The organism is Polyangium jinanense (genome assembly GCF_028435365.1).
The window spans coordinates 116,326-136,698 of record NZ_JAGTJJ010000026.1; the positions used below are offsets into that span (position 1 = coordinate 116,326).

A 20,373-nucleotide genomic window follows, 5' to 3' on the forward strand; every position below is an offset into this window, starting at 1 on the left:
GACTACTTGAGGAGCGCCTCGACGAGATCGATCCGCATGCCGAACTTGTACGGTGAGGCCTTCACGACCTCCGTCTTCCGACCTGCGATCTTCTCCTCGCCCTCTTCGAGGTAGCCGCCCGAGTTCACCGCGATCACCTTGCCCTGGCCGCTCCAGATGGGGCTGCCGTTCGAGCCGCGTGTCGTCGCGGCGTCGTGCTGCACGAGCCAGGCGTCCTGGTATGCCGCGGGCCGGCCGGATGCGCCCGTGACGCGGCCGATGTGCGCGGCGAGGAAGGTCGCGGCGGGGTTCGTCGCGTCCATCAAGCGGCCGGGAAAGCCGATGAGGTACACGTCGTCGCCCGCGCCCGTCGCCGAAAGCTCTTGCTTCGTCGCGATCTCCAGCACGACGGCCGAGCGGCCGCGGATGGTCACGACACCGACGTCGGGTGTGATGCTCTCCTGATCGGTCGGGCGATAGCCGGGATGCGTGCGCATCTCGATCACGTCGAAGCGCGCCTGCCCGCGCCCCTCGTTCTCCAGCGCGACCACCGAGCCCTTCGCCTTCGCCTCCTGGATGCAGTGCGCGCTCGTCGCAAGCATCGAGGGCCTCACGGCGAACGCCGTGCAGAAGCCCTCGCCCTTCGAAGCGAGCATGAAGATGCCCTTCTTCGAGCGGTCGTAGAGGTTTCGGCCGAAGCTTGCGTTCGACGGGTGCAGGTTGCCGAGCCGCCCCTCGATCTCCTTGCGGCGCGGATCCTCGGGCGGCATCTGCGCGAGCTCCTCGCGCAGGCGCTGGATCTCGTCCTGCGAGCGCGTGCTCCAGAAGATGAGCCCGCCGAGCGCGAGCAGCGCGACGACGAGGAGCCCGCCGAGCGCGTACGCCGTTCTCCGCTGCGACGCCGTCGCCGCCGTGACCTTCTCCTCGACGATCGCGTTGAGCTCCGCCGTCCGCCCGAACTTCTGGCGCCCGCTCGCCGCGGCGACGGCCTGCGAGATCATCATCGCGATCGTCCGTTGCCCGACGCGCGCGCCCGCGGGCGGCGCCGGCTGCACGGCCTGCGCGATCTGCACGCGCGGCGCCGCGGCGACGTGCGCCATCTCCGGCATCGGCTGCGGCATCGGCTGCGGCATCGGCTGCGGCATCGGCATGGCCGGCATCGGCGGCATCGGCGGCGGCGCAGCGGCGGGCACGAGCTCGATCCGGATCCGCGGCCCCTTCGCGCCGAAGCTCACCTCCGTCCCCGGCGCGAGCGGGTACCGCTGCTGGATCCGCTGCCCGTTGGCGTACGTTCCGTTGCGGCTGCCGAGATCCACGACGTACCAGGCGCCGCCCTCGCGACGCAGCTCCGCGTGATGCCCGCTCGCCTCGCGGTCGTGGTTCGCGTCGAAGACGACGTCGTTGTCCGGCGAGCGACCGAGCCGCACGACGTCGCGTTCGAAGATCTGGAACGTCCCGGCTCTTTGCCCTGCGGTGTGCACGATCCGGAGGTTCACGGCGTGGGTACCCCGCGGACGAGATCGATCCGCATGCCGATGCGGTACGGAGAGGCTTGCACGATCGTCGTCTTCTGCCCGTCGATGGAGATGTTTTCCTCGTCGTCCACATGGGCCGCGTGAACGCCGATGACGTGGCCGTACTGGTTGAAGATGGGGCTACCGCTGTTGCCGCCGCGCGTGACCGCGTCGTGCAGGATCACCGTGGCCTTGTCACCCGATGTGGCCTGCTCGTCGAAGCCCATCAGCCGGCCGAGGTGCCCACTCAGGAACGTCGCCGACGGGCTCACCGGATCCATCACGCGCCCCGGAAATCCGAGCACGTACACGTCGTCGCCGGGCCCGAGCGCGCGGAGCTCCGTGTCGCTCGCCAGCGTGACGGCCACGGGCAGCGTCCCCTTCACGCGGAGCAGCGCCACGTCGGGCGTGTCCGCGCGCTTCGAGTTTGCGTTGTAGGTCGGGTGCGCGCGCTGCGCGACGACCTCGAGCTCGACCTTCCCGGCCGATTCGTTCTGCACGACGACGGGCTTTCCGCCGCGCGCTCCGCACGACGTGACGCAGTGGGCGTTCGTCACGAGCTGGGTCTTGTTGATCGCGAACGCGCTGCAGCACCCGCTGATGCGGCGGTTCTGCGTGTACGCGAGCACGTAGAGCGCGCCCTTGTTCTGCTCGTAGATCTCTCGCCCCGTGAGCACCTTCGTCGGCAACGTGCCCACGGGCGCGGTCGCTGGACGCGCGTCGAGCCCCGCCTCGGCCGTCAGGATCGCCGCCGCGCGCTGCGATCGGTACACGACGAAGGCCGCCACCACGAGGGCGACCAGCGTCACGGCCACGCCGAATGCGAGCAGCGCGTTCAGCCGCGCGCCTCGCCGCGTCGCCTCGGCGACCTTCGCCTCGATGATGCTTGTGCTCTTGTCGGGCCCGCTCGTGGCGCGCGCGACAGCGTTCTCGACGATGCGCTGCGCGGTCGCGACGTCCACACGACCGTCCGCGTCCATCGCCTCGCGCGGCACCTCGCTCGGCATCCCGCGAGTATATTTTTGGTGGCCGGGCTTCGCCAGCCGAACGCTAGAACATCGAGCGGTTGTAAACCGCTCGCTGTTCTAGCTCTTTTGTCCCGAGGGGGACGCCTCGCGTCCCCCTCTCGTCCGGGCAAAGCCCGGACGATTCACCCCCCGAGGGAAGCTCGCTTCGCGCGCTTCCGAGCACGTCGATGCTCTAGGGCTTGAGCAGGTAGTACCCGGCGATCGTGATACACGCGAGCGCACTCGCGATCATCATCACGATGAGCCACTGCGGCGCGCCGTCGGTCGGGATGTGGATGGGATCGTCCGAGCCGTGGGAACGCGGCCCGTACGAAGATGGACCCTCTCCGTCCTTCGAGGGCTCTTCCCGCCGCTCCGAGTCGCTCTCCCGGCGGTGCCCCTCGGACGAGGACGACGAGGGCAGCGGCGTGAGCGGCACCGAGATCTTCGGCTGATCGAGCTCCTTGACACGGCGGCTCGGATCGGGGGCGTTGAGCGAGCTCGGCGGCATCGGCTCGGGGAGCTGGTACTTGCGGTAGCGCAGCCCCGAGATGTCCTCCTCCGTCGGCTCGGGCAGCGCCTCGCCCTCGAACTTCGACACGACGACGGTGATGTTGTCGTGACCGCCCGCTTGATTCGCGCGATCGGTCAGGGTCTTACAGACCTCGAGCGGATCATCGATCGTGCGCAGGACCTCGCGGATCTCCTCGTTGCGCACCATGCCCGAGAGACCGTCGGAGCAGAGCAGCAGCGTGTCGCCGCGCTTGAGCTCGACGAACGTGAGGTCCACCTGCACGCTGTCCGAGGTGCCGAGCGCCTGCAGGATGATGTTGTTGTGCTCGAAGGTTTCGGCCTCCTCCTCGGTGAGCTGACCGGCCTCGATGAGCTGGTTGACGAGCGACTGATCCCGCGTGACCTGCACGAGCCTGTCGCCGCGAAGGATGTACGCGCGGCTGTCGCCGACCTGGCCGATGAAGAGGTGATCGTCGACGAGCGCCGCCACGGTGGACGTCGTGCCCATGCCGCGCCGGGTGCGATCGAGCTTCGCCTCGCTGAAGATGCGCAGGCCCGCGGACTCGATCGAGTGCACGAGCCTCGCCGCGATCTCGTCGTGATCCTTCGGCGGCTCGCCCGAGATCATCTTTTGGAAGATGATGTCGACCGCGAGCTGACTCGCGACCTCGCCGGCGGCCGCGCCGCCCATGCCGTCGCAGACGCCGAGGAGCACGCCGCGCTCGCCGACGATCTGGTTCCGGTCGGTCTCCATCAAGCCGCGGCTCGCCTTCGTCAGGTCCGCGACGATGAAGTTGTCCTCGTTGTGCTCGCGTACCTGGCCCACGTCCGTGCGGCCGAACAAGCGAAGCTTGATCGGAGCGGACTTCTTCAGCTTCCGCTCGCCGGGTAGACCTTCGGCGCTGTCCGCGGGGCGGTTCGAGTCGGGCTGCGTCTCTCGGGAGGCTTGTTCGCTCATGGGCTCACTACGAGAGGTCCACCCGGAACAGGTGCTGGCCGATGCGTAGGTAGTCGCCGTTGTCGAGGGTGACGTCCGAGCGGATCGCGACGTAGGTGCCGTTCGAAGAGTCCAGATCCGTGATCGTGAACTCGCCGCTCATCGAGCTCCTACGAAGGACGGCGTGCCGTCTCGACAGGAACGGATCTGCCGTAAAAACGATGTCTCCCACCTCTCGCCCGATCACCGTTTCGTCCCGGAACAGATGGTACACGTCGCGGGTCACCCCCTCGACCGTCCGCTGACAGAGCCGTGCGCGTCGCGGGGTCGAGGGAGACCCGAACAACAGGGTCCCATGCTGGGTTGCATGCCCGAGCCCTCGCTCCGCGTCGTTCACGGTTTCGAACTGTAACACTTCGAGGCCCAGGAGGAGCAAGTCGCCGTCTTTCAGCGCGTGCGGTTCCCGGATGCGCCGGTAGACCCCGTTCGTGGAATGAAGATTCCGGAGGATCCAGTGACCACCCTGGGGCAGGAGGCGCGCATGCCGCGGGGAGACGTACAGATCGTCCGGCAGAAGGATGTCTCCCTCGGTCCGGCCCACGTCGACCTGGCGGTCCACGAGCGGAAACGACTTGCCTTCGCTGCCATCCTCCACGATCACGACGAGCCGGCCGGTCTGGACGCGACCACTCGGCGTCACCGAAGGCGAGGCCGGCGCGGGCGCCACGAAGGTGGACACGAGCCGCTCGTCCCTGCGGCCCGCGGTCACGGGCTCGGTGAACGTGGGCTCGGCCTCCGCACGGGCGGCCTTCTCCCCCTCGTCGAGCGGCGCGCCGCAATACTTGCAGAAGCGCATGCCCTCCGCGGAATGACCGTGGCAGCGAGCACAACGGACGAGCCGCGGAGGGCCGGTCCGGGTCGTCGCAATGCCCACGACGGGCGCGCCGATGATCTTGTCGCCCGCATCGTCGGGGCTCGTGGCCGGCGCGCTCTCCGCGCTCGGCGCGACGACCGAACGGGGAAGCGTAGGCCGGGCCGCGGGGGCCTCCGTGATCGGCGTGGGCGCGGGAGGCTGCGTGGGAGCAGCCGCGGGCAGCGACGGAGACGGCTCCGGCGGCGCGGCCACGGGCGCGGCGAAAAACTCGGGCTCGGGCTCGGACTCCGGCGCGCGACGTACGACGGCTGCTTCGCTCGAAGCGGTCGAGGCGGGACGCCCGAGCGACGCGCCGCACGTCACGCAGAAGCGATAGCCGGGCGGATTCGACGAGCGACAGCTCGGGCACGTCGTGATCGCCTCGGCGCCGAACGAGACGGTGAACTGAAGCGCGGGCGCTTCGGGCCTGGAGCGCGGCGCCGAGGGCTTCGGAGACGAAGCCGAGCCGCCGGACGTCGGGCTACCGGACGTCGGGCTGCCGGACGTCGGGCTGCCGGACGTCGGACTGCCGGATGTCGGACTGCCGGATGTCGGGTTCGCTGAGGGAGCGGGGTTCGAGGCGATCGCGGGGGCGGAGTTCGGCGTGTCGTCCGTGCTGCGGACCTCGGCGACGGCAGCGCGCTCGACGCGCTCGATGCCGTGGGGCGGCGTGGGCGGGACGCCGCGCCCCTGGGTCCGGAGGCGCCTGCCGCAATCCAGGCAAAACGTCAGGTTGCCCTCGTTATCACGACCGCAGACGTCGCAGATCACAGCCGCGAGAGGACCGCGGAGGCGCTTTCGAGTCAAGTGCCCGAGCGCAAGCTCGACACGAAAACCGCGCCCCGCGGCCCGCTCGAGCTACCTGCGCCCGATCTCGCTGCGGAGCTCGAACTGGAATTCGGCCCCCAGAAAGTGCGCCACGCCCGTGGCACGGACTGCTCCCGCCGTATCGGTCCATCCAGCGATGAGCATCGGTCGATAGACCAGACCGAAGCCGAGGATCGCCACCCGGGAAAGCTCGATTTCGACGCCGAGGCCCCCGAAGAGCAGCCCGCCGCCCGTCTCGACGCCCCACTCGTTCCCGTATGCGAGCGCCCCGATCCCCCAGGAAGCGTAGGGCGCGGCGCGCGTCCCCAAGTCCGGCAGGTAGCGCATCTCGAAGCGGAGCTGCTGGAAGATCCCGAGCCGATAGAGATTGCTCGAGTCCATCTTCGCGAACTGGTAGGCGCCGCCGATGTACCAGGGCCCGGCGGATCGATATCCGCCGCGGATCGCGAGCCCCCCGGCTCCGCCCAGGATACACGGCGCGGCCTTTCCACCTTCGGGTGCGCAGACCGCGCCGGCGTCGAGGTTCGTCTCGGCCACGATCGCCACGCCGTACTGGAAGTACTCGACGTGGAGCGGCGGTGGACGGACGCCCCCGAGGACGCGCAAAGGCTCGTTTGCCGGAGGCAGCGAGGCGCTCGGCTCACCACGCGCCGTTCCGGAGGCGGCGAGCAGAGAGGCGCAGAGGAGCAGACCGAAGGGCCGTTGCGCGCTCACCGGCGCTCACGCTACGCGCGTGCGCGGGAGCCCGCAACCCGCCGCGCGCGCCGGGGCGCCCGGCGGGGGCGGGACCTCTCGACCCCTACCCTTTCCGCTCCGGGCAAGGCCGAGGAAGGCGCGACCCGACGCGACGGGCGGGGGGCACCTGGTCATGCCGGACTCCGGGACTCTCGCCTTGACGCGGCGCGCGCCTGCGCCAACGTCTCGGAAACCTTTTCGCCGATCATCGGCGCGCTTGACGTCGCCATGGTTGGTCGCCTAAACGGAGCCACGCTCATGGAGATCCACCTCGACAAGCGTGCGGTTAAGCAGATCCGCCTCTCCGCTGCGGACGCGATCGACGAAGGCGATACGGAGGCCCTGCGCGAGGACGTCCTCGAGGCGTTCAGCGAGGAGCAGGTCGAAGAGATCGAGCGTCGGCTCGACAGCGGTGATTTCTTCGAATTCTTGACCGACGTCCTCGACGAGTGGAGCGGCGACGACGTCGACGAGCTCTTCGAGCTCCTCGAAACGCAGCTCGGCGAGATGGGCATCGATCTCAAGTACGAGCAGCGTGAAGAAGAGGACGAGGAGGAGGTCGAGGACGACGACGTCGACGACGACGACGACGACCTCGACGACGACGAAGACGAGGAGCTCGAGGAAGAGGACGACGAGGAGGACTGACGCTCGCCGTCAGTTTTCCCCGGGATCCGCCGGCGCCTCGTCCTTCTGTCCGCTCGCCTCTCGCTCGATGTAGCCCGCGCACGGCTTTTCGTTCGGCGCGGGCCTGATCTCGTCGCAGACGAGGTGCGCGCAGCGCGCGTATCGCGAGTCGGAAAAGTCCTTGCGCAAGCGTTCGGCGAGGTCGCAAGCCTCGCCTGCGTCGCCGTCCTCGCGCGCGAGGCGTGCCTCGGCCCAGAGCGCGTCGTCGCGCAGGACGGACGTCGGATGATCGGCGTAGACCTTGTGCAGCTCGCGGCGCGCGGCGCGATGATCGTGCAGTCGATCGCGGTAGAGCTCCGCCACGCGCATCTGCGCCGGTGAATACCGCGGACGTTCGTAGCTGCCCGTGAGGTGCGAGGACTCGCGCACCGCGAGCAGCGTGCGCAGATGATCGATCGCCGCCTCGTAGCGCCCGAGCTTCTCTTCGATCAGCGACGCGTGCCAGAGCGCGTCGTCCGTCAGCGTCCCGAACGGGTACGGATGCGCTTGCGAGAGCGCGACGAGCGTATCGCGGGCCTCCGCGAGGCGCCCGAGCCGTTCGAGCGCGAGCGCCGTTTCGTAGTCGACGTTCTCTTCGAGGTCCGTGTTCCGGAGGATCCGCGCCGGGCCTTTTGCCCACGCGAGCACCGCCTCGTCGCCGCCGCGCTCGCGCTCGTGCTCCACGAGTCGCTTCACCGCTCTCCGTGCGAGGCCGTTCTTCGTGTGCTTCGCCGTCGCGTCGAAGAGCATCGCGTATCCGCGCTCCGCGTCGCCGTGCTCGATCTCGAGATCGGCGAGCTCGAAGGCGGCGCGGCCTGCGCGTGGCCCATCCGGTGAAGTCTCGGCGAGCTTCTGGAGCGCGACCTTCGCCTCGGCGTGCGCGCCGCGCCGCTCGTGCATGCGCGCCACGAGGAAGAGAGCCTCGTCGCGATCCTTCACGCGCTCGGCGACACGCGCGGCTTCCTCGTAGCTCTTCGCGGCGTCCTCGTAGCGCCCCGCGTGATGCGCCCTCTGCCCTGCGGCGAACGAGCGCTCGTACGCGTCGCCGAGGCTCGGCCCGCACCCCACGAGCCACCACGCGAGGACAAACCCGAAGGCGCGCCGCGCGCTCACGTCGGCGTCGCCTTTCGCGTGACGACCTCGCGCGTTGCATCCGCGAGCGCAGCGGCGGCCTCGGAGACACGCGCGGCCGGCAGATCGAGGTGCGTCACCACGCGCACGCGCCGCGCGCCCGATGCGCCGACGAGCACACCACGCGCGCGCGCAGCCGCCACGAGCTCGTCGGCCGCCACGGGCAGATCGATCTGCACGATGTTCGTCTCCACCTCGCGCACGGACGCCCCGGACACCTCGCGGATCGCAGCGCCGATCACGCGTGCAGCGGCATGATCCTCCGCGAGCCGCGCGCGGTGATGTTCGAGCGCGTAAAGCGCGCCCGCGGCGAGCACACCGGCCTGCCGCATGCCGCCGCCGAGCATCTTCCGGAACCTACGCGCGCGTACGATCGTCTGCGCGTCGCCGCAGAGCGCCGATCCCACCGGCGCGCCGAGACCTTTTGAGAAGCAAACACTCACCGTGTCGAACGGTGCACACAGCTCCGCGACCGAGAGCCCCGACGTGACCGACGCGTTCCACACGCGCGCCCCGTCGAGGTGCATCGCGAGCCCGTGTGCCCGCGCGACCTCCGCGATCGCGAGCACGTCGTGTTGCGGAAACACCCGACCGCCTGCTCGGTTGTGCGTGTTCTCCAGCGCGACCACGCGCGGCCGCGGGTGGTAGTCGTACGGCGGCTTGATGACCTCTTTCAGCTCGTCCGGCTTGAACAGACCGCCGCGCCCGGCGATCTCGAACTGCACACCGGACCAAGCCGCGCCTGCACCCGACTCGTAGAACGCGCAGTGCGCGCCTTCGCCGATGATCACCTCGTCGCCGCGCTGCGTGTGGCAGAGCAGGGCGATCTGATTGCTCATCGTCCCGCTCGGCACGAACAGCGCCGCCGCCTTGCCGGTGATCTCGGCCGTGTACGTCTCGAGGCGCGCGATCGTCGGGTCTTCCCCGTACACGTCGTCGCCCACCTCGGCCCGGGCCATGGCCTCCCGCATCGCGGCCGTGGGCCGCGTCACGGTATCCGAGCGCAGATCGATCATGCCCCTACTTCACCCGGAATAGCGCGCATGGCAACGCCTTGTTCGTGGGCGGCAGCGCGTTACGGGCAGACGCCGCGCAAGCGAACTAGCAGAAGAAGCACTTGTCGCGCTGAGGCGGCTCGGGGTCGAAACGCACGCGGCCGCAGGTGTCGCAAATGCACAGGTTTTGCGCGTAAAACTCCCGCTGGCCCAGAATGTCGGAGACGAACAGGCTCATCACGATGTCGCTCAGGATGTCGTGGCTGCGCGGGCGCGGCACCCATTGCATCGAATCGCCCACGACGACCCGACGGACCCGACCCGCGAAGATCGCGGCCGAAAGGAAGCGGTCGTCGACCGGCGACTGGAGCAGCCCGCGCAGGTACCCGACCACGCGCGCGCGCGTGCGGACCAGGATCGCGGCCGTCTCGTCCGTCGGCGGGATCTCGGGCAGGAACGCGCTGCAGTGCTTGTCGGCGGGCAAGGCGCCGAAAAGCGGCTCCTGGATGCGCCAGGGACGGGCCATGTAACCCGTGTGCACGAGGTTCCGGTCGATCCACGAGCGCAGCTCTTCCCGGCACATCCGTCGCGAGGCGACGCCCTCGAGGAACGACAGCGCCGCGGCGAGCCCTTCGCTCGGCGGCGGCAACGGCTCGGGGAGGACCACGCGACGGATGCCGCTGCCCCGGTTCGACGAGACGGGCGCCGCGTCGTTCGTGCCTTCGCTCTTCGTGGCGAGAACGTTCCTGCTGGGCGAGGACCGCGTCGACATGTTCAGGATTCGGAGCAATCGCCGGACCAGACGCCGGGGCTCCGCCATGTACGCCTGACGCTCGACCCGGACGAATGACGACAGTCTGGACGGTCGGGAATCGGCACCGGGCGAGCAGCTCTTGCCATGCGACCGTCGCCGATTGCATTTCCCGGATCGCGCAGGTCGGATCGGTGTGCGGCGCGGATACGGTAGAGCCAGTGAGCAGTCGCAGTTCCCGTCGCGGAAAGAGCCACCCTCTGGCCGACTCCATTCTTTTCAGATTCTACCGGCTGCACCTGATTCGCATTACGATACCGCAGAGAATCGACGCGCCTCCGGTGTCAACCTTATGCCGCTGCGATGAGCAGGAAATCGGGGCCCCCGGAGACCGTGAGCAAAATCACTGCCACTCGAAATTCGCGCGCGGATCGCGGACATCGAGACATGGAACCGCCGCGTCCCGCTGCGCGTATGCGAGGGACTCCGACCTCCTTTCGCCATGGACGTGCTCCGCTTGCGAGCGAATTTCGCACGGAGGACGCCCCAGGCTCGACGTTCTGGTCGGAACGGAGAGAGTGCTTTACATGACCAAACATGGCCTTGTTTTCCTGGGTGCTTTGCTGGCCTCCACCTCGCTCATCGCGGCCACGGGTTGCGGCGATGAGAACAGCGGCGGCTCCGGCGGTACGGGCGGCTCCGGTGCGGCCGGCGGTACGGGCGGCGCGGGCGGTACGGGCGGCGCGGGCGGCGCGGGTGGCGGCGCGAGCGCGGTCGACTGCGACAAATATTGCACGGACATCGCGACGAACTGCGCGGGCGAATACCAGCAGTATGCCGACAAGGCGAGCTGCATGGGCAGCTGCGCGGGCTTCCCGGCCGACGGCAAGGACAACGACGCGGCCGGCAACACGATGCAGTGTCGCGTTTATCACACGAGCGCGGCGACGGGTGATCCGGCGAAGCACTGCCCGCACGGCGGCCCGAGCGGCGGCGCGATGTGCGGCTCGCTTTGCGAGGCGTTCTGCTCGCTCGCCGTGAAGACCTGCCCGACCGAGTGGCCGCAGGAGGGCGAATGCATGACGTCGTGCATGGCGTGGACGGCCGCGGGCATGCCGTACAACGCGGCGAACTTCACGGGCGGCAATACGACCGAGTGCCGCCTCTATCACCTCTCGGTGGCGGCGACCGACGCGGATGCGGCGGATGAGCATTGCAAGCACACGATCGCGATGTCCGAGCCCTGCAAGTGAGCAAGTGAGATAGACGGCCCTCGCACCCGGGCGAGCGGGGTGCGTGGCGTGTTTCCCCCGAGAAAGCCACCCCCCGACGCCCGCCCGGTTGCGCTATTCTCCCGCAATGCCTCTTCTTTCTCGTCGACTCGCGCCGCTCGCCTTGCTCTCGTTCCTCGCCGCCCTCGGCCCCGCGTGCACCGCGGAGCTCGAAGAAGGCTGTCTCGGCGGGCAATGTGTCCCGCCTGGCAGCCCTCCGATCCCTCCCCTCCCGACGAGCGACGGGGGCGGCGGCGCGGGCGGCGGCGGGGGCGGCGACGCCGGCCCGACCTGCGAGGACACGCCGGCCACCGGCGATTTCCCCTGCGACGTCTTCACTGTCCTCCAAACGCACTGCCACGGCTGCCACCAATCGCCGCCGCTCAACAACGCGCCTTACTCGCTGCTCACGTACGAGGACACCCGCCTGCCCCATGGCATGACCACGAAGCCCCGCTTCGTGCGTATGGCCGAGGTCGTTGAGAGCGGCTTCATGCCCCTCATGGCCACGCTCCCCGAAGCGGACAAACAAATCCTGCTCGACTGGCTCTCCACCTGCGGCCTGCCCGCCGAGGGAATGGGCTGCGAATGACGGCGGCCGCCGTCCGTCCGCTCGGCACTGCTTGACGCAGCTCGCGCGCCTTTGACGCGGCGAGCCGATGCATTTCCCCGACTTCTGTCCGGGCCTCCTCGTGCCACAATCCGCCGCATGCAAGCGCCCGCGGCACCGGATACGGCCACGTCCCCGCGCACCGTCACGCTCACGATCGACGGACAGAGCGTCACCGTCCCCGAGGGCACCACGATCTGGGAAGCGGCGAAGGCCCTCGGCATCGACATCCCGGTCCTCTGCCACGACGAGCGCCTCCGCCCCGTCGGCGTCTGTCGTCTTTGCGTCGTCGACGTCGGCGGCCGGACGCTCGCGGCTTCGTGCGTACGGCCTTGCGAGCCGAACATGAAAGTCGCGACGGCGTCACCGCGCGTCGAACGCCAGCGCAAGGTCCTCGTCGAGCTGCTCATGAGCGACCAGCCCGAGGTTTGCCCCAAGGAGAGCACCACCGGGGGAAATGAGCTTTACGCGCTCGCCCGCCGCTACGGCGTGGATGGCAGCCGCTTGCCCCACGGCCATGCCCGCGGCGAGGACAAATCCTCGAAGGTCATTTCCGTCCACCACGACGCCTGCATCCTCTGCGATCGATGCGTCCGCGGCTGCGACGAGATCCAGCACAACGACGTCATCGGCCGGACGGGCAAGGGGTATGGTGCGCGGATCGGTTTCGACCTCGATCGCCCGATGGGCGAGAGCACGTGCGTCTCGTGCGGGGAATGTATGGCGGTGTGTCCCACGGGCGCGCTCGTCAACAAGCCCGTGAGCGCCCCGCTCGCGCCGCGCGTGCATTTGAAGCAGGTCGACAGCGTTTGTCCCTATTGCGGCGTGGGCTGCGCGCTCACGTACAACGTCGACGAGGAGGCGAACCGCATCGTGTACGTCGACGGCCGCGACGGCGAGGCGAACCACGAGCGGCTCTGCGTGAAGGGTCGGTATGGCTACGATTACGCCATGCACCCGCAGCGGCTCCAGAAGCCGCTCATCCGCGTGCGGTATCCGAAAGGCTCGCTCTCGGATGCGTCGCCCAACGCACAGGAAGCGCGCGGCGGGCGCCGAAAAGGGCACCTCGTGCGGTACGAGGACGTCCTGCCTGCCTTCCGCGAGGCGAGCTGGGACGAAGCGCTCGACCTCGTGGCGACCCGCCTCCGCGAGGCGCGGGATACGCATGGCCCCGCGGCGATGGCCGGCTTCGGCTCGGCGAAATGCTCGATCGAGGAGGCGTACGTCTTCCAGAAGCTCGTGCGCGCCGTCTTCGGCACGAACAACGTCGACCATTGCACCCGCCTCTGCCATGCGTCGAGCGTGGCCGCGTTGCTCGAGACGATCGGCTCGGGCGCCGTCACGAACACGTTCGCCGGCATCGCCGAGGCCGACGTCGCGCTGCTCGCGGGCACGAACACCACGGCGAACCACCCGGTCGCCTCGTCCTTCTTCAAGCAGGCCGCGGCCCGCGGCACGAAGCTCATCGTCGTCGACCCGCGCCGCCCCGACGTCGCGCAATACGCCTGGCGTTACGCCCGCATTCGCAACGGCACCGACGTCGCATTCTACAATGGCCTCCTCCACGTCCTCCTCGCCGAAGGCCTGTACCGCGCCGATTACGTCGAAAACCACACGACCGGCTTCGAGGCCCTGAAGGAAACCGTGGCGCGTTACAGCCCCGAGGTCGCGAGCGAGATCTGCGGCGTCGCGCCGGATCTCATCCGCGAGATCGCGCGGGCGTACGGCTCTGCGCGGGCGGCGATTACGTTCTGGGGCATGGGCATCTCGCAGCACACGCACGGCACGGACAACGCGCGTTGCCTCATCTCGCTTTGCCTCGTCACGGGCAACGTCGGCCGGCCCGGCACGGGCCTGCACCCCTTGCGCGGGCAAAACAACGTCCAGGGCGCGAGCGACGCCGGCCTCATCCCCATGATGTACCCCGATTACCAGCGCGTCGCCGACCCGGCCATCCGCGCCAAATTCGAAAGCGCCTGGGGCGTCCCGCTCGATCCGAAACCGGGCCTCACGGTCACCGAAATCACGACCGCCGCGCTCGAAGACAAGCTCAAGGCCCTCTATTGCATGGGCGAAAACCCGTTCCTCTCGGATCCCAACGTCAACAAGGTCAAAAAAGCCCTCGCGAAGCTCGATTTCCTCGTCGTGCAGGACATCTTCCTCACCGAGACGGCCGAGTTCGCCGACGTGATCCTCCCGGCCACGAGTTACCTCGAAAAACTCGGGACGTACACGAACACCGATCGCCGCGTCCAGATCGGCCGCCCCGCCCTGAAACCGCCGGGCGACGCGCGGCTCGATTGGCAGATCGTCTGCGAGATCTCGAACCGCATGGGTTATCCCATGCCCTATACGAAGGCCTCCGACATCTTCGACGAGTTCACCTCGCTCACGGACGCCTACCAGAACCTCGATTACGACATCCTCGGCAAGGCCGGCCGCCTCTGGCCCGCACCGGATCGTGCGGCCAAGGACGGCGTCCAGATCCTCTTCGACGACGGCTTCCCAACCCCCGACGGCCGCGGAAAGCTCGTGCCCTGCGAATACACGCCGGCCCGCGAGACGCCCGACGCCGAGTATCCGTTCGTCCTCAACACGGGCCGCCTGCTCGAACACTGGCACACGGGCACCATGACCCGGCGCTCCTACGCCCTCGACGCCATCGCCCCCGAAGCCTTCGTCGAGGTGCACCCCGAGGACCTCGCCCGCCTCGGGGTTCGTCCGGGCGAACGCGTCCGTGTCACCTCGCGCCGCGGCTCGATCGAACTCGTCGCGCGATCGAGCACGAAGGTCGGCGTCGGCAGCGTCTTCATCGCGTTCCATTTCCGCGAGGCCGCCGCCAACGTGCTCACGATCGACGCGATCGATCCGTTCGGAAAGATCCCCGAATTCAAGTTCTGCGCGGTCCGCCTCTCGCGCCCCTCCGGCGACGCGGCGGAGGCCTTGCCACCCACGGGGCTGCCTGCCTGAGCATTGGTCTCTTCTTGGGCTGGGGCCGCCGCGCCGGGGCGCTGCCCCGGACCCCGCGGGGGCTGTTCGCCCCTCGACCCGAACCAGGGCAAGCCCTGGACTCGGGTTGGAAGAACCGCGCGATGCGCGGTTCTTCCACAGGCCGGTGGCAAGACTGTCGAGGTGCGTCTCACGCACGGACCGTGATGCCAGCGTCGCTGTCTTGGTCTTGCCTTGGCCTGTTCGATGAACTGCGCATCGCGCAGTTCATCGACCCCGGGTCCAGCGCTTGCGCAGGCCCCGGGTCCAGGGGCGGATAGCCCCTGGTGGGGCCTGGGGCAACGCCCCAGCGAAGCGGCTTTGAGATGAGACCACATGAGCTGACGCGTCAGCGGTCCCGTTGACGTCACCCGCGCGGGATTGACGCGTCAGCCGCCCTCCACGGCCAAACCCGCTCGAGCTTTTACCCCCTATTTCCGCTTCCCGAGCGTTGGCCCGGTTCCTGCCAATGCTGCCTCCGACAACGGGAGGCACACGATGAATCCTGCGCATACCTTGGGCAAAGCGATGATGACGACGGGCCGATGGACGGCTGCGGGGCTCTGTTTGGCCTGCCTCGCGCCGGCGATGGGTTGCGCGCCCGTGGACGAGATGGTCGTCGAAGAGTGGGAGGAGGTCGAGGTGAGCGGCGGCTCCGACGTGGTGGGCGAAGAGGAGAACGTCGCCGAGGCGACGGAGGCGCTCACCTCGCTGGGTTTCTCGACGTTCGTCGGAGGAACGGGAGAAGACTGGCGCACCAAGCCGGCGGTTGACCCGGCGGGGAACGTGTACGTGGCGGGTCAGAATAACCAGGATATCTTCGTAGCCAAATACAGCGCCAGCGGCGTGCCCTTGTGGACGGCGACCTTCGGCGGCGAGGGCTGGGAGGATGTCCGGGATGTCGCGGTGGACAAAGCGGGATGCGTGTACGTGCTCGCGAAGACCGATTCGTACGGCCCGACGCAGACGATCCTCGTCGCGAAGCTCAATGCCGCGGGCAATGCGCTCGCCTACTACAGCCGGTTCGGCGGTAGCGGTGATGACCAGCCGAACGGAATCGCCGTGGATTCCGCGGGAAATGCTTACGTGACGGGCGAGACGCGTTCGGTCGATTTCCCCGTGACGCCAGGGGCAATGCAGCAAGCACACCACGGGGACTCGGATGCATTCGTCACGAAGCTGAATGCGTCGGGCTCGAGCCTCGTGTACTCGACGTACCTCGGAGGGAGCGGCTCCGACGCCGCCATGGACATCGCCGTCGATGCGGCCGGTTATGCCTACGTCGTCGGGAGCACGACCCCTCTACCGAACGTCGCCGGCCTCCCCTTCCCGACGACGCCCGGCGCATATCAGAGGAACCCCGGTGACCCCTGGTGGGGTTATGATGTTTTCGTCACCGAGCTGATCCCGAACGGGTCGGCGCCTTATTATTCGACCCTGATCGGAGGCAGCTACGGCGACTCCGGGGTCGGAATCGCGGTGGACAGCGCTTACAATGCGTACGTGGTTGGAACGTCGTGGTCCACCAACTTCCCCACGACGCCGGGCGCGTTCCGCAGCGCCAAGAGCGGACCTGCCCATGAAATAGACGTATTCGTGACGAAGGTCAACGAGCCTGGCAGCGCCCTTTTGTACTCCACCTGGGTGGGGAGCGGCGAGACCGGGTACGACTTCCCCAGCATCGCCGTGAGCAGCAGCGGAAAGGCGTACGTCACGGGGGTGGCGGAATCGACCAGCTTCCCAGTGACGGCGAATGCGCTTCAGACGTCTCACCACGGCACCTTCGACGGATTCTTGATGGAGCTGAATACTTCGGGATCGGCGGCGGCGTACGCGACGTATCTGGGCGGGAGCGGCATCGATTATCTGTTCGGCATCGCCGTCGATGGTCATGGAAACGCCTTCGTGGCTGGTCACACGACCTCCACGGATTTCCCCGTCTATAACGCCGCGCAGCCGAGCTACTCCGGCTACGGGTACGGCGTTCTCACGAAGTTCCTGGGCCCCTGACGCTCCAACGATGTAGCAGACGCGCCTGGAGCATCGAACCGGTCGATGCTCTACGCCGCGGAGACACGCTCGGGGGGCCGGGCGGGACCACAGAGCTCCGCGAGGAGCCGATCCAGCGTTTTGAGGTCCAGCGGCTTCGCGAGATGCCGATCGAAGCCCGCCGCGCGCGAGCGCTTCCGATCCTCGGGCGAGGCGTACCCCGTGAGCGCGATGAGGATCCTGTCCCGGTGCGCAGAATCCGCCCGGAGCGCCCGCGCGACCTCGTAGCCATTCATCCCGGGCAAACCGAGATCACACAAAATCACCTCGGGATCGAAAATCCGCGCCTTCGCGATTCCCTCGGAGCCGGAGTGGGCGACCTCCACCCGCACGTTGCGCTGCCCGAGCGCGAGCGCCTCGGCCAGGCTCGCGGCGGCGTCGTGGTTGTCCTCGATGACCAGGATGCGGCTGCAGCGGTGCGGCTCGCGGCTCACGCTCGCCGCGCCGTTCGAGGCCACAGGCTCCCCCACGGGCAGCTCGATCGTGAACGTGGCGCCCCGGCCCGGGCCGTCGCTCTCGGCGCGCACGTCACCGCCGTGCAGCTCCACCAGGCCCTTGACCAGCGAGAGGCCGAGGCCGAGCCCCCCGCGGCTCCGCGTGATCGTCCGGTCGGCCTGCGTGAACGCATCGAACAGCTTCGGCAACATCTCCGCCGCAATGCCGGCGCCGTTGTCGCTCACGGAAATGCACGCCCGCGCCGGCTCCGCGCGCGAGACCGTGACGTGCACCCGCCCGCCGCGATCCGTGAACTTGGCCGCATTGTGCAGCAAATTGCCGACGACCTGCGCGAGCCGCGTCCCGTCGCCGTTCACCCAGACGGGCCGGACCGGCACTTCCACGCCGAGCGTCACCCCGCCCTGTTCGAAGACCGAGCGGTGATCCTCGGCGGCGCGATAGACGAGCTCGCAGAGCTCGATCGGCCCGTGCTGGAGGAGGATTTTACCGCGTGAGATCCGCGTCACGTCGAGCAGATCGTCGATGAGCCGCGTCATGTGGACGATCTGCCGCTCGATCACGCGCTCGGCGCGCTTCGCCTGCTCGCTCCCCGGCGCCGCGCGGCCGAGCACGTAGAGGCTGTTGCGGACCGGAGCCAATGGGTTTCTGAGCTCGTGGGAAAGCATGGCCAGAAACTCGTCTTTGCGACGATCGGCCTCCCGCAGCGCCTCGGCGAGAGCGCGATGGCGCTCCTCGCTCTCGTGGAGCGCCGCGAGCGACGCCCGAGCCGCCGCGGCGGCCCGCTCGGCCTCCAGCCTGGAGCGCTCGGCGAGCAGACGCTCGGCCTGCGCACGTTGCCGCAACCTGCGCTCCGAGCCCATGACGAGAATCACGACCACGCCGGTCACGAAAAACACGACGAGCCTGGATAGGTATGTGAATACGAAATCCGAATGGGCGTTCCCCGACGCCATCGCGAACGAGAGGAATCCGAAGCCGACCGCGGAGACGGCGAGCGAAACGAGGCTCGGAAGAAACCCCACGACGAGCGCGAGCAGCGCGAGGATCCCGATCGGCCCGAAGAGGAACAGGCCGCCGAGCGGCCGGATCAGCATTGCGCTGATCGCGACCGAGACCATGGCTGTGGAGACCGCGAGCAACCACGGCCAGATCACGGCGAACGTGGATCGCGCGGGGGGCGCTTCGGGGGTGATGATTTCCTGCATTGAGCGAATGGATAACGATTGGGGTGCTGCAACGTAACATACGAGCGAGGCCACGCCAGGCGAGGACGTCCCTGTCATGCCCTGAAAAACCATGGACGGATGAGCCCGCTCGCGGCGGCTGATATCGCTCGCTTCGTGCGGGGCGACAAAAAGCAAGAGGCCCCGATCGTTCGATCGGAGCCCCTCGGTCGCAGCGGCTCATAAGCCGAGTTCTGTCTCGCTCCGGGGTCACCCCCGAGAGCGTCGGCGATCATTCCTCTAGGGCACGCATTGCTACGTGCCTCCAGCAGCCAACCCGGAGGCATCGGACGGGCCGTCCTCTCGGGACCTTGCGGTCCCATCGCCTCCCTACACGGCCTTGCACCGGGTGGGGTTTGCCTAGCCACCTCCGTTACCGGAGGTGCGGTGGGCTCTTACCCCACCGTTTCACCCTTACCGACTGGACGAGCACCACGAGGGCACCTTCGAGCCGGCGGTTTCTCTCTGTTGCACTCTCCTCGAGGTCACCCTCACCGGGCGTTACCCGGCACCCTGCCCTGCGGAGCTCGGACTTTCCTCCCGCGGAAACCCGCCGGCGATCACCTGCTCCGCTGCGACACGGCGAAGATAACGCCCCCCGATCCGGAAGTCGAGATGTCGTCAGAGCGTCACGTACGGCCGCAGCGCGTCGCACGTCGCCGTGGCGGGCGGCGCAGGCCAGCGCTCCCGCAGCGCTTTACAGAAGCGGGACGCGAGCTCGGTCTCCTGCACGGCGCCCGCGTGCAGGTTGTCCCAGAACTCTTGAAACTCGGAGGTCGCGCCCTCGTCGGGGCTCTGCAGCAGCGTCGCGATCCACCGCAGCTCGCTCACACTCTCGTCCGCGATGCGCTCGCCCAGGGCGCGCTCCTCGGCGCTCGGCTCCTTGTGACGGCTGAAGGGGCTGCGCACGCCCTCCACGTAGAGCTCCCTCCACGGGATCGAGCGCGACAGCGCGAGCAGCGCCTCCGCCAGCTCGGCCCGCGCGCTCGTCGCGGCCAGCGCGTCCACCATGGGCGTCGGGCACCTGCACCGCGACCACAGGTAGCGCCGCTCGGCCTCGGTCACCGCGGGGATCTCCGGGATGCTCGGCGCGAGCAGCACGATCGTCGGCCCGTCCCAGTCCCCGTGCAACCACACATCGCCGAGCGCGTACCCGCGCGCCGCGAGCTCTTCCGCCGGGTCGAGCGGGCACGCCGGGAGCTTCACGCTGCTCGCGGCCTGCATATTCCTCCGCAAGACGCCCGCGAGCTCCCGGTGCTGCGCGCGCAGCGCCTCGAACGTCGCGGGGCGCGGCGGCGGCGCGTTGTCCCGCGCGGGCGCGTCGGGCGCGTGAAGGAACAGCGCCCTGGCGAGCGCCTCGAACCAGCCCCCCTCGATCTCGCCGGCGTCCTCGAGCGACCCCTCGGGCGCCACCTGCCACACCAGCGTCCACGGCTCGCGCACGCCCTCCTCCACCCAGCGCGGCCAGCGCACGGCGACCTCCTGCGCGAGCGCCTCGGCCGTGGCGAACCCCTGCGACGAGGCCGCGAGCGACAGGCACGCGTGCAGGGTCTGAGGCACCTCGTCGAGCGCAGGCGACTCGCAGTACTCGCTGATCGTGCGCCGCCACGCGGGCGTAAACATCCGCCGCGCGACCCACGCGGGCTTCGGGCCCAAAAGCCCCGCCTCCGTGAGGCGCGACCACGCCTCGCGCGGCGAGCCCACGCCCTCCACCACCTCCAGCGCGCGCAGCAATGTCGAACGGTCCGGCTCGGTCATCACGTCCCGCGCAGTTTGCCACCCGCGAGCCCCTCCTGTACACGAAAAC

At 68.8% G+C, this 20,373-nt stretch carries 15 protein-coding genes and 1 other RNA gene; 5 read left to right on the forward strand and 11 right to left on the reverse strand.

Annotation, left to right across the window (positions count from 1 at the left end; genetic code table 11):
- Positions 1 to 2: 2 nt before the first annotated feature.
- The 5 genes from KEG57_RS55780 to KEG57_RS32165 all read right to left on the reverse strand — a co-directional run bounded on the left by KEG57_RS55780 (position 3) and on the right by KEG57_RS32165 (position 6,405).
- On the reverse strand, positions 3 to 1,475 hold the full coding sequence (locus tag KEG57_RS55780) for an FHA domain-containing protein (RefSeq protein ID WP_272421076.1): 1,473 nt from the start codon (positions 1,473 to 1,475) through the stop codon (positions 3 to 5).
- Positions 1,472 to 2,500 carry a trypsin-like serine peptidase gene (locus KEG57_RS32150; RefSeq protein ID WP_272421075.1) on the reverse strand — a complete coding sequence of 343 codons (1,029 nt, stop codon included), beginning with the start codon at positions 2,498 to 2,500 and terminating at the stop codon, positions 1,472 to 1,474. Before KEG57_RS32150 ends, KEG57_RS55780 begins: the two co-directional genes overlap by 4 nt.
- Positions 2,501 to 2,693: 193 nt before the next feature.
- Positions 2,694 to 3,971, reverse strand: coding sequence for a Stp1/IreP family PP2C-type Ser/Thr phosphatase (locus tag KEG57_RS32155; protein ID WP_272421074.1), 1,278 nt, complete (start codon positions 3,969 to 3,971; stop codon positions 2,694 to 2,696).
- Positions 3,972 to 3,978: 7 nt separating this feature from the next.
- Positions 3,979 to 5,670, reverse strand: a complete 1,692-nt coding sequence (locus tag KEG57_RS32160; protein WP_272421073.1) for an FHA domain-containing protein — start codon at positions 5,668 to 5,670, stop codon at positions 3,979 to 3,981.
- A 51-nt stretch (positions 5,671 to 5,721) separates the two neighbouring features.
- Positions 5,722 to 6,405 (reverse strand): hypothetical protein, encoded by a 684-nt coding sequence (locus KEG57_RS32165; RefSeq protein ID WP_272421072.1) that lies wholly within the window; start codon positions 6,403 to 6,405, stop codon positions 5,722 to 5,724.
- Between the two features lie 279 nt (positions 6,406 to 6,684).
- Between KEG57_RS32165 and KEG57_RS32170 the strand changes: the two genes are divergently transcribed.
- Positions 6,685 to 7,074 carry a hypothetical protein gene (locus KEG57_RS32170; RefSeq protein ID WP_272421071.1) on the forward strand — a complete coding sequence of 130 codons (390 nt, stop codon included), beginning with the start codon at positions 6,685 to 6,687 and terminating at the stop codon, positions 7,072 to 7,074.
- A 9-nt stretch (positions 7,075 to 7,083) separates the two neighbouring features.
- Here KEG57_RS32170 and KEG57_RS32175 read toward each other — a convergent pair whose 3' ends face one another.
- The 3 genes from KEG57_RS32175 to KEG57_RS32185 form a co-directional block, all read right to left on the reverse strand.
- Positions 7,084 to 8,205 (reverse strand): tetratricopeptide repeat protein, encoded by a 1,122-nt coding sequence (locus tag KEG57_RS32175; protein ID WP_272421070.1) that lies wholly within the window; start codon positions 8,203 to 8,205, stop codon positions 7,084 to 7,086.
- Entirely contained in the window at positions 8,202 to 9,239 is a 1,038-nt protein-coding gene (gene ltaE, locus KEG57_RS32180; protein WP_272421069.1) for a low-specificity L-threonine aldolase, read from the reverse strand. Before ltaE ends, KEG57_RS32175 begins: the two co-directional genes overlap by 4 nt.
- A gap of 85 nt (positions 9,240 to 9,324) precedes the next feature.
- Positions 9,325 to 9,990, reverse strand: a complete 666-nt coding sequence (locus KEG57_RS32185; protein ID WP_272421068.1) for a hypothetical protein — start codon at positions 9,988 to 9,990, stop codon at positions 9,325 to 9,327.
- 566 nt (positions 9,991 to 10,556) lie between these two features.
- Between KEG57_RS32185 and KEG57_RS32190 the strand changes: the two genes are divergently transcribed.
- From KEG57_RS32190 to KEG57_RS32205, 4 genes are all read left to right on the forward strand, one after another.
- Complete coding sequence (locus tag KEG57_RS32190) at positions 10,557 to 11,222, forward strand: hypothetical protein (RefSeq protein WP_272421067.1); 666 nt, start codon at positions 10,557 to 10,559, stop codon at positions 11,220 to 11,222.
- 106 nt (positions 11,223 to 11,328) lie between these two features.
- Positions 11,329 to 11,832 carry a hypothetical protein gene (locus tag KEG57_RS32195; protein WP_272421066.1) on the forward strand — a complete coding sequence of 168 codons (504 nt, stop codon included), beginning with the start codon at positions 11,329 to 11,331 and terminating at the stop codon, positions 11,830 to 11,832.
- A 117-nt stretch (positions 11,833 to 11,949) separates the two neighbouring features.
- A complete protein-coding gene (gene fdhF, locus KEG57_RS32200; RefSeq protein WP_272421065.1) occupies positions 11,950 to 14,820 on the forward strand; it encodes a formate dehydrogenase subunit alpha in 2,871 nt (956 codons plus the stop codon).
- Between the two features lie 516 nt (positions 14,821 to 15,336).
- Positions 15,337 to 16,848: an SBBP repeat-containing protein gene (locus KEG57_RS32205; RefSeq protein ID WP_272421064.1), complete on the forward strand. Its 1,512-nt coding sequence runs from the start codon at positions 15,337 to 15,339 to the stop codon at positions 16,846 to 16,848.
- 50 nt (positions 16,849 to 16,898) lie between these two features.
- Here the strand turns inward: KEG57_RS32205 and KEG57_RS32210 are convergent, their stop codons facing one another.
- From KEG57_RS32210 to KEG57_RS32220, 3 genes are all read right to left on the reverse strand, one after another.
- On the reverse strand, positions 16,899 to 18,548 hold the full coding sequence (locus tag KEG57_RS32210; RefSeq protein WP_272421063.1) for a hybrid sensor histidine kinase/response regulator: 1,650 nt from the start codon (positions 18,546 to 18,548) through the stop codon (positions 16,899 to 16,901).
- 186 nt (positions 18,549 to 18,734) lie between these two features.
- An RNA gene (gene rnpB / locus KEG57_RS32215) (RNase P RNA component class A) lies at positions 18,735 to 19,142 on the reverse strand.
- Between the two features lie 45 nt (positions 19,143 to 19,187).
- Positions 19,188 to 20,324, reverse strand: coding sequence for a hypothetical protein (locus tag KEG57_RS32220; protein ID WP_272421062.1), 1,137 nt, complete (start codon positions 20,322 to 20,324; stop codon positions 19,188 to 19,190).
- Positions 20,325 to 20,373 lie beyond the last annotated feature (49 nt).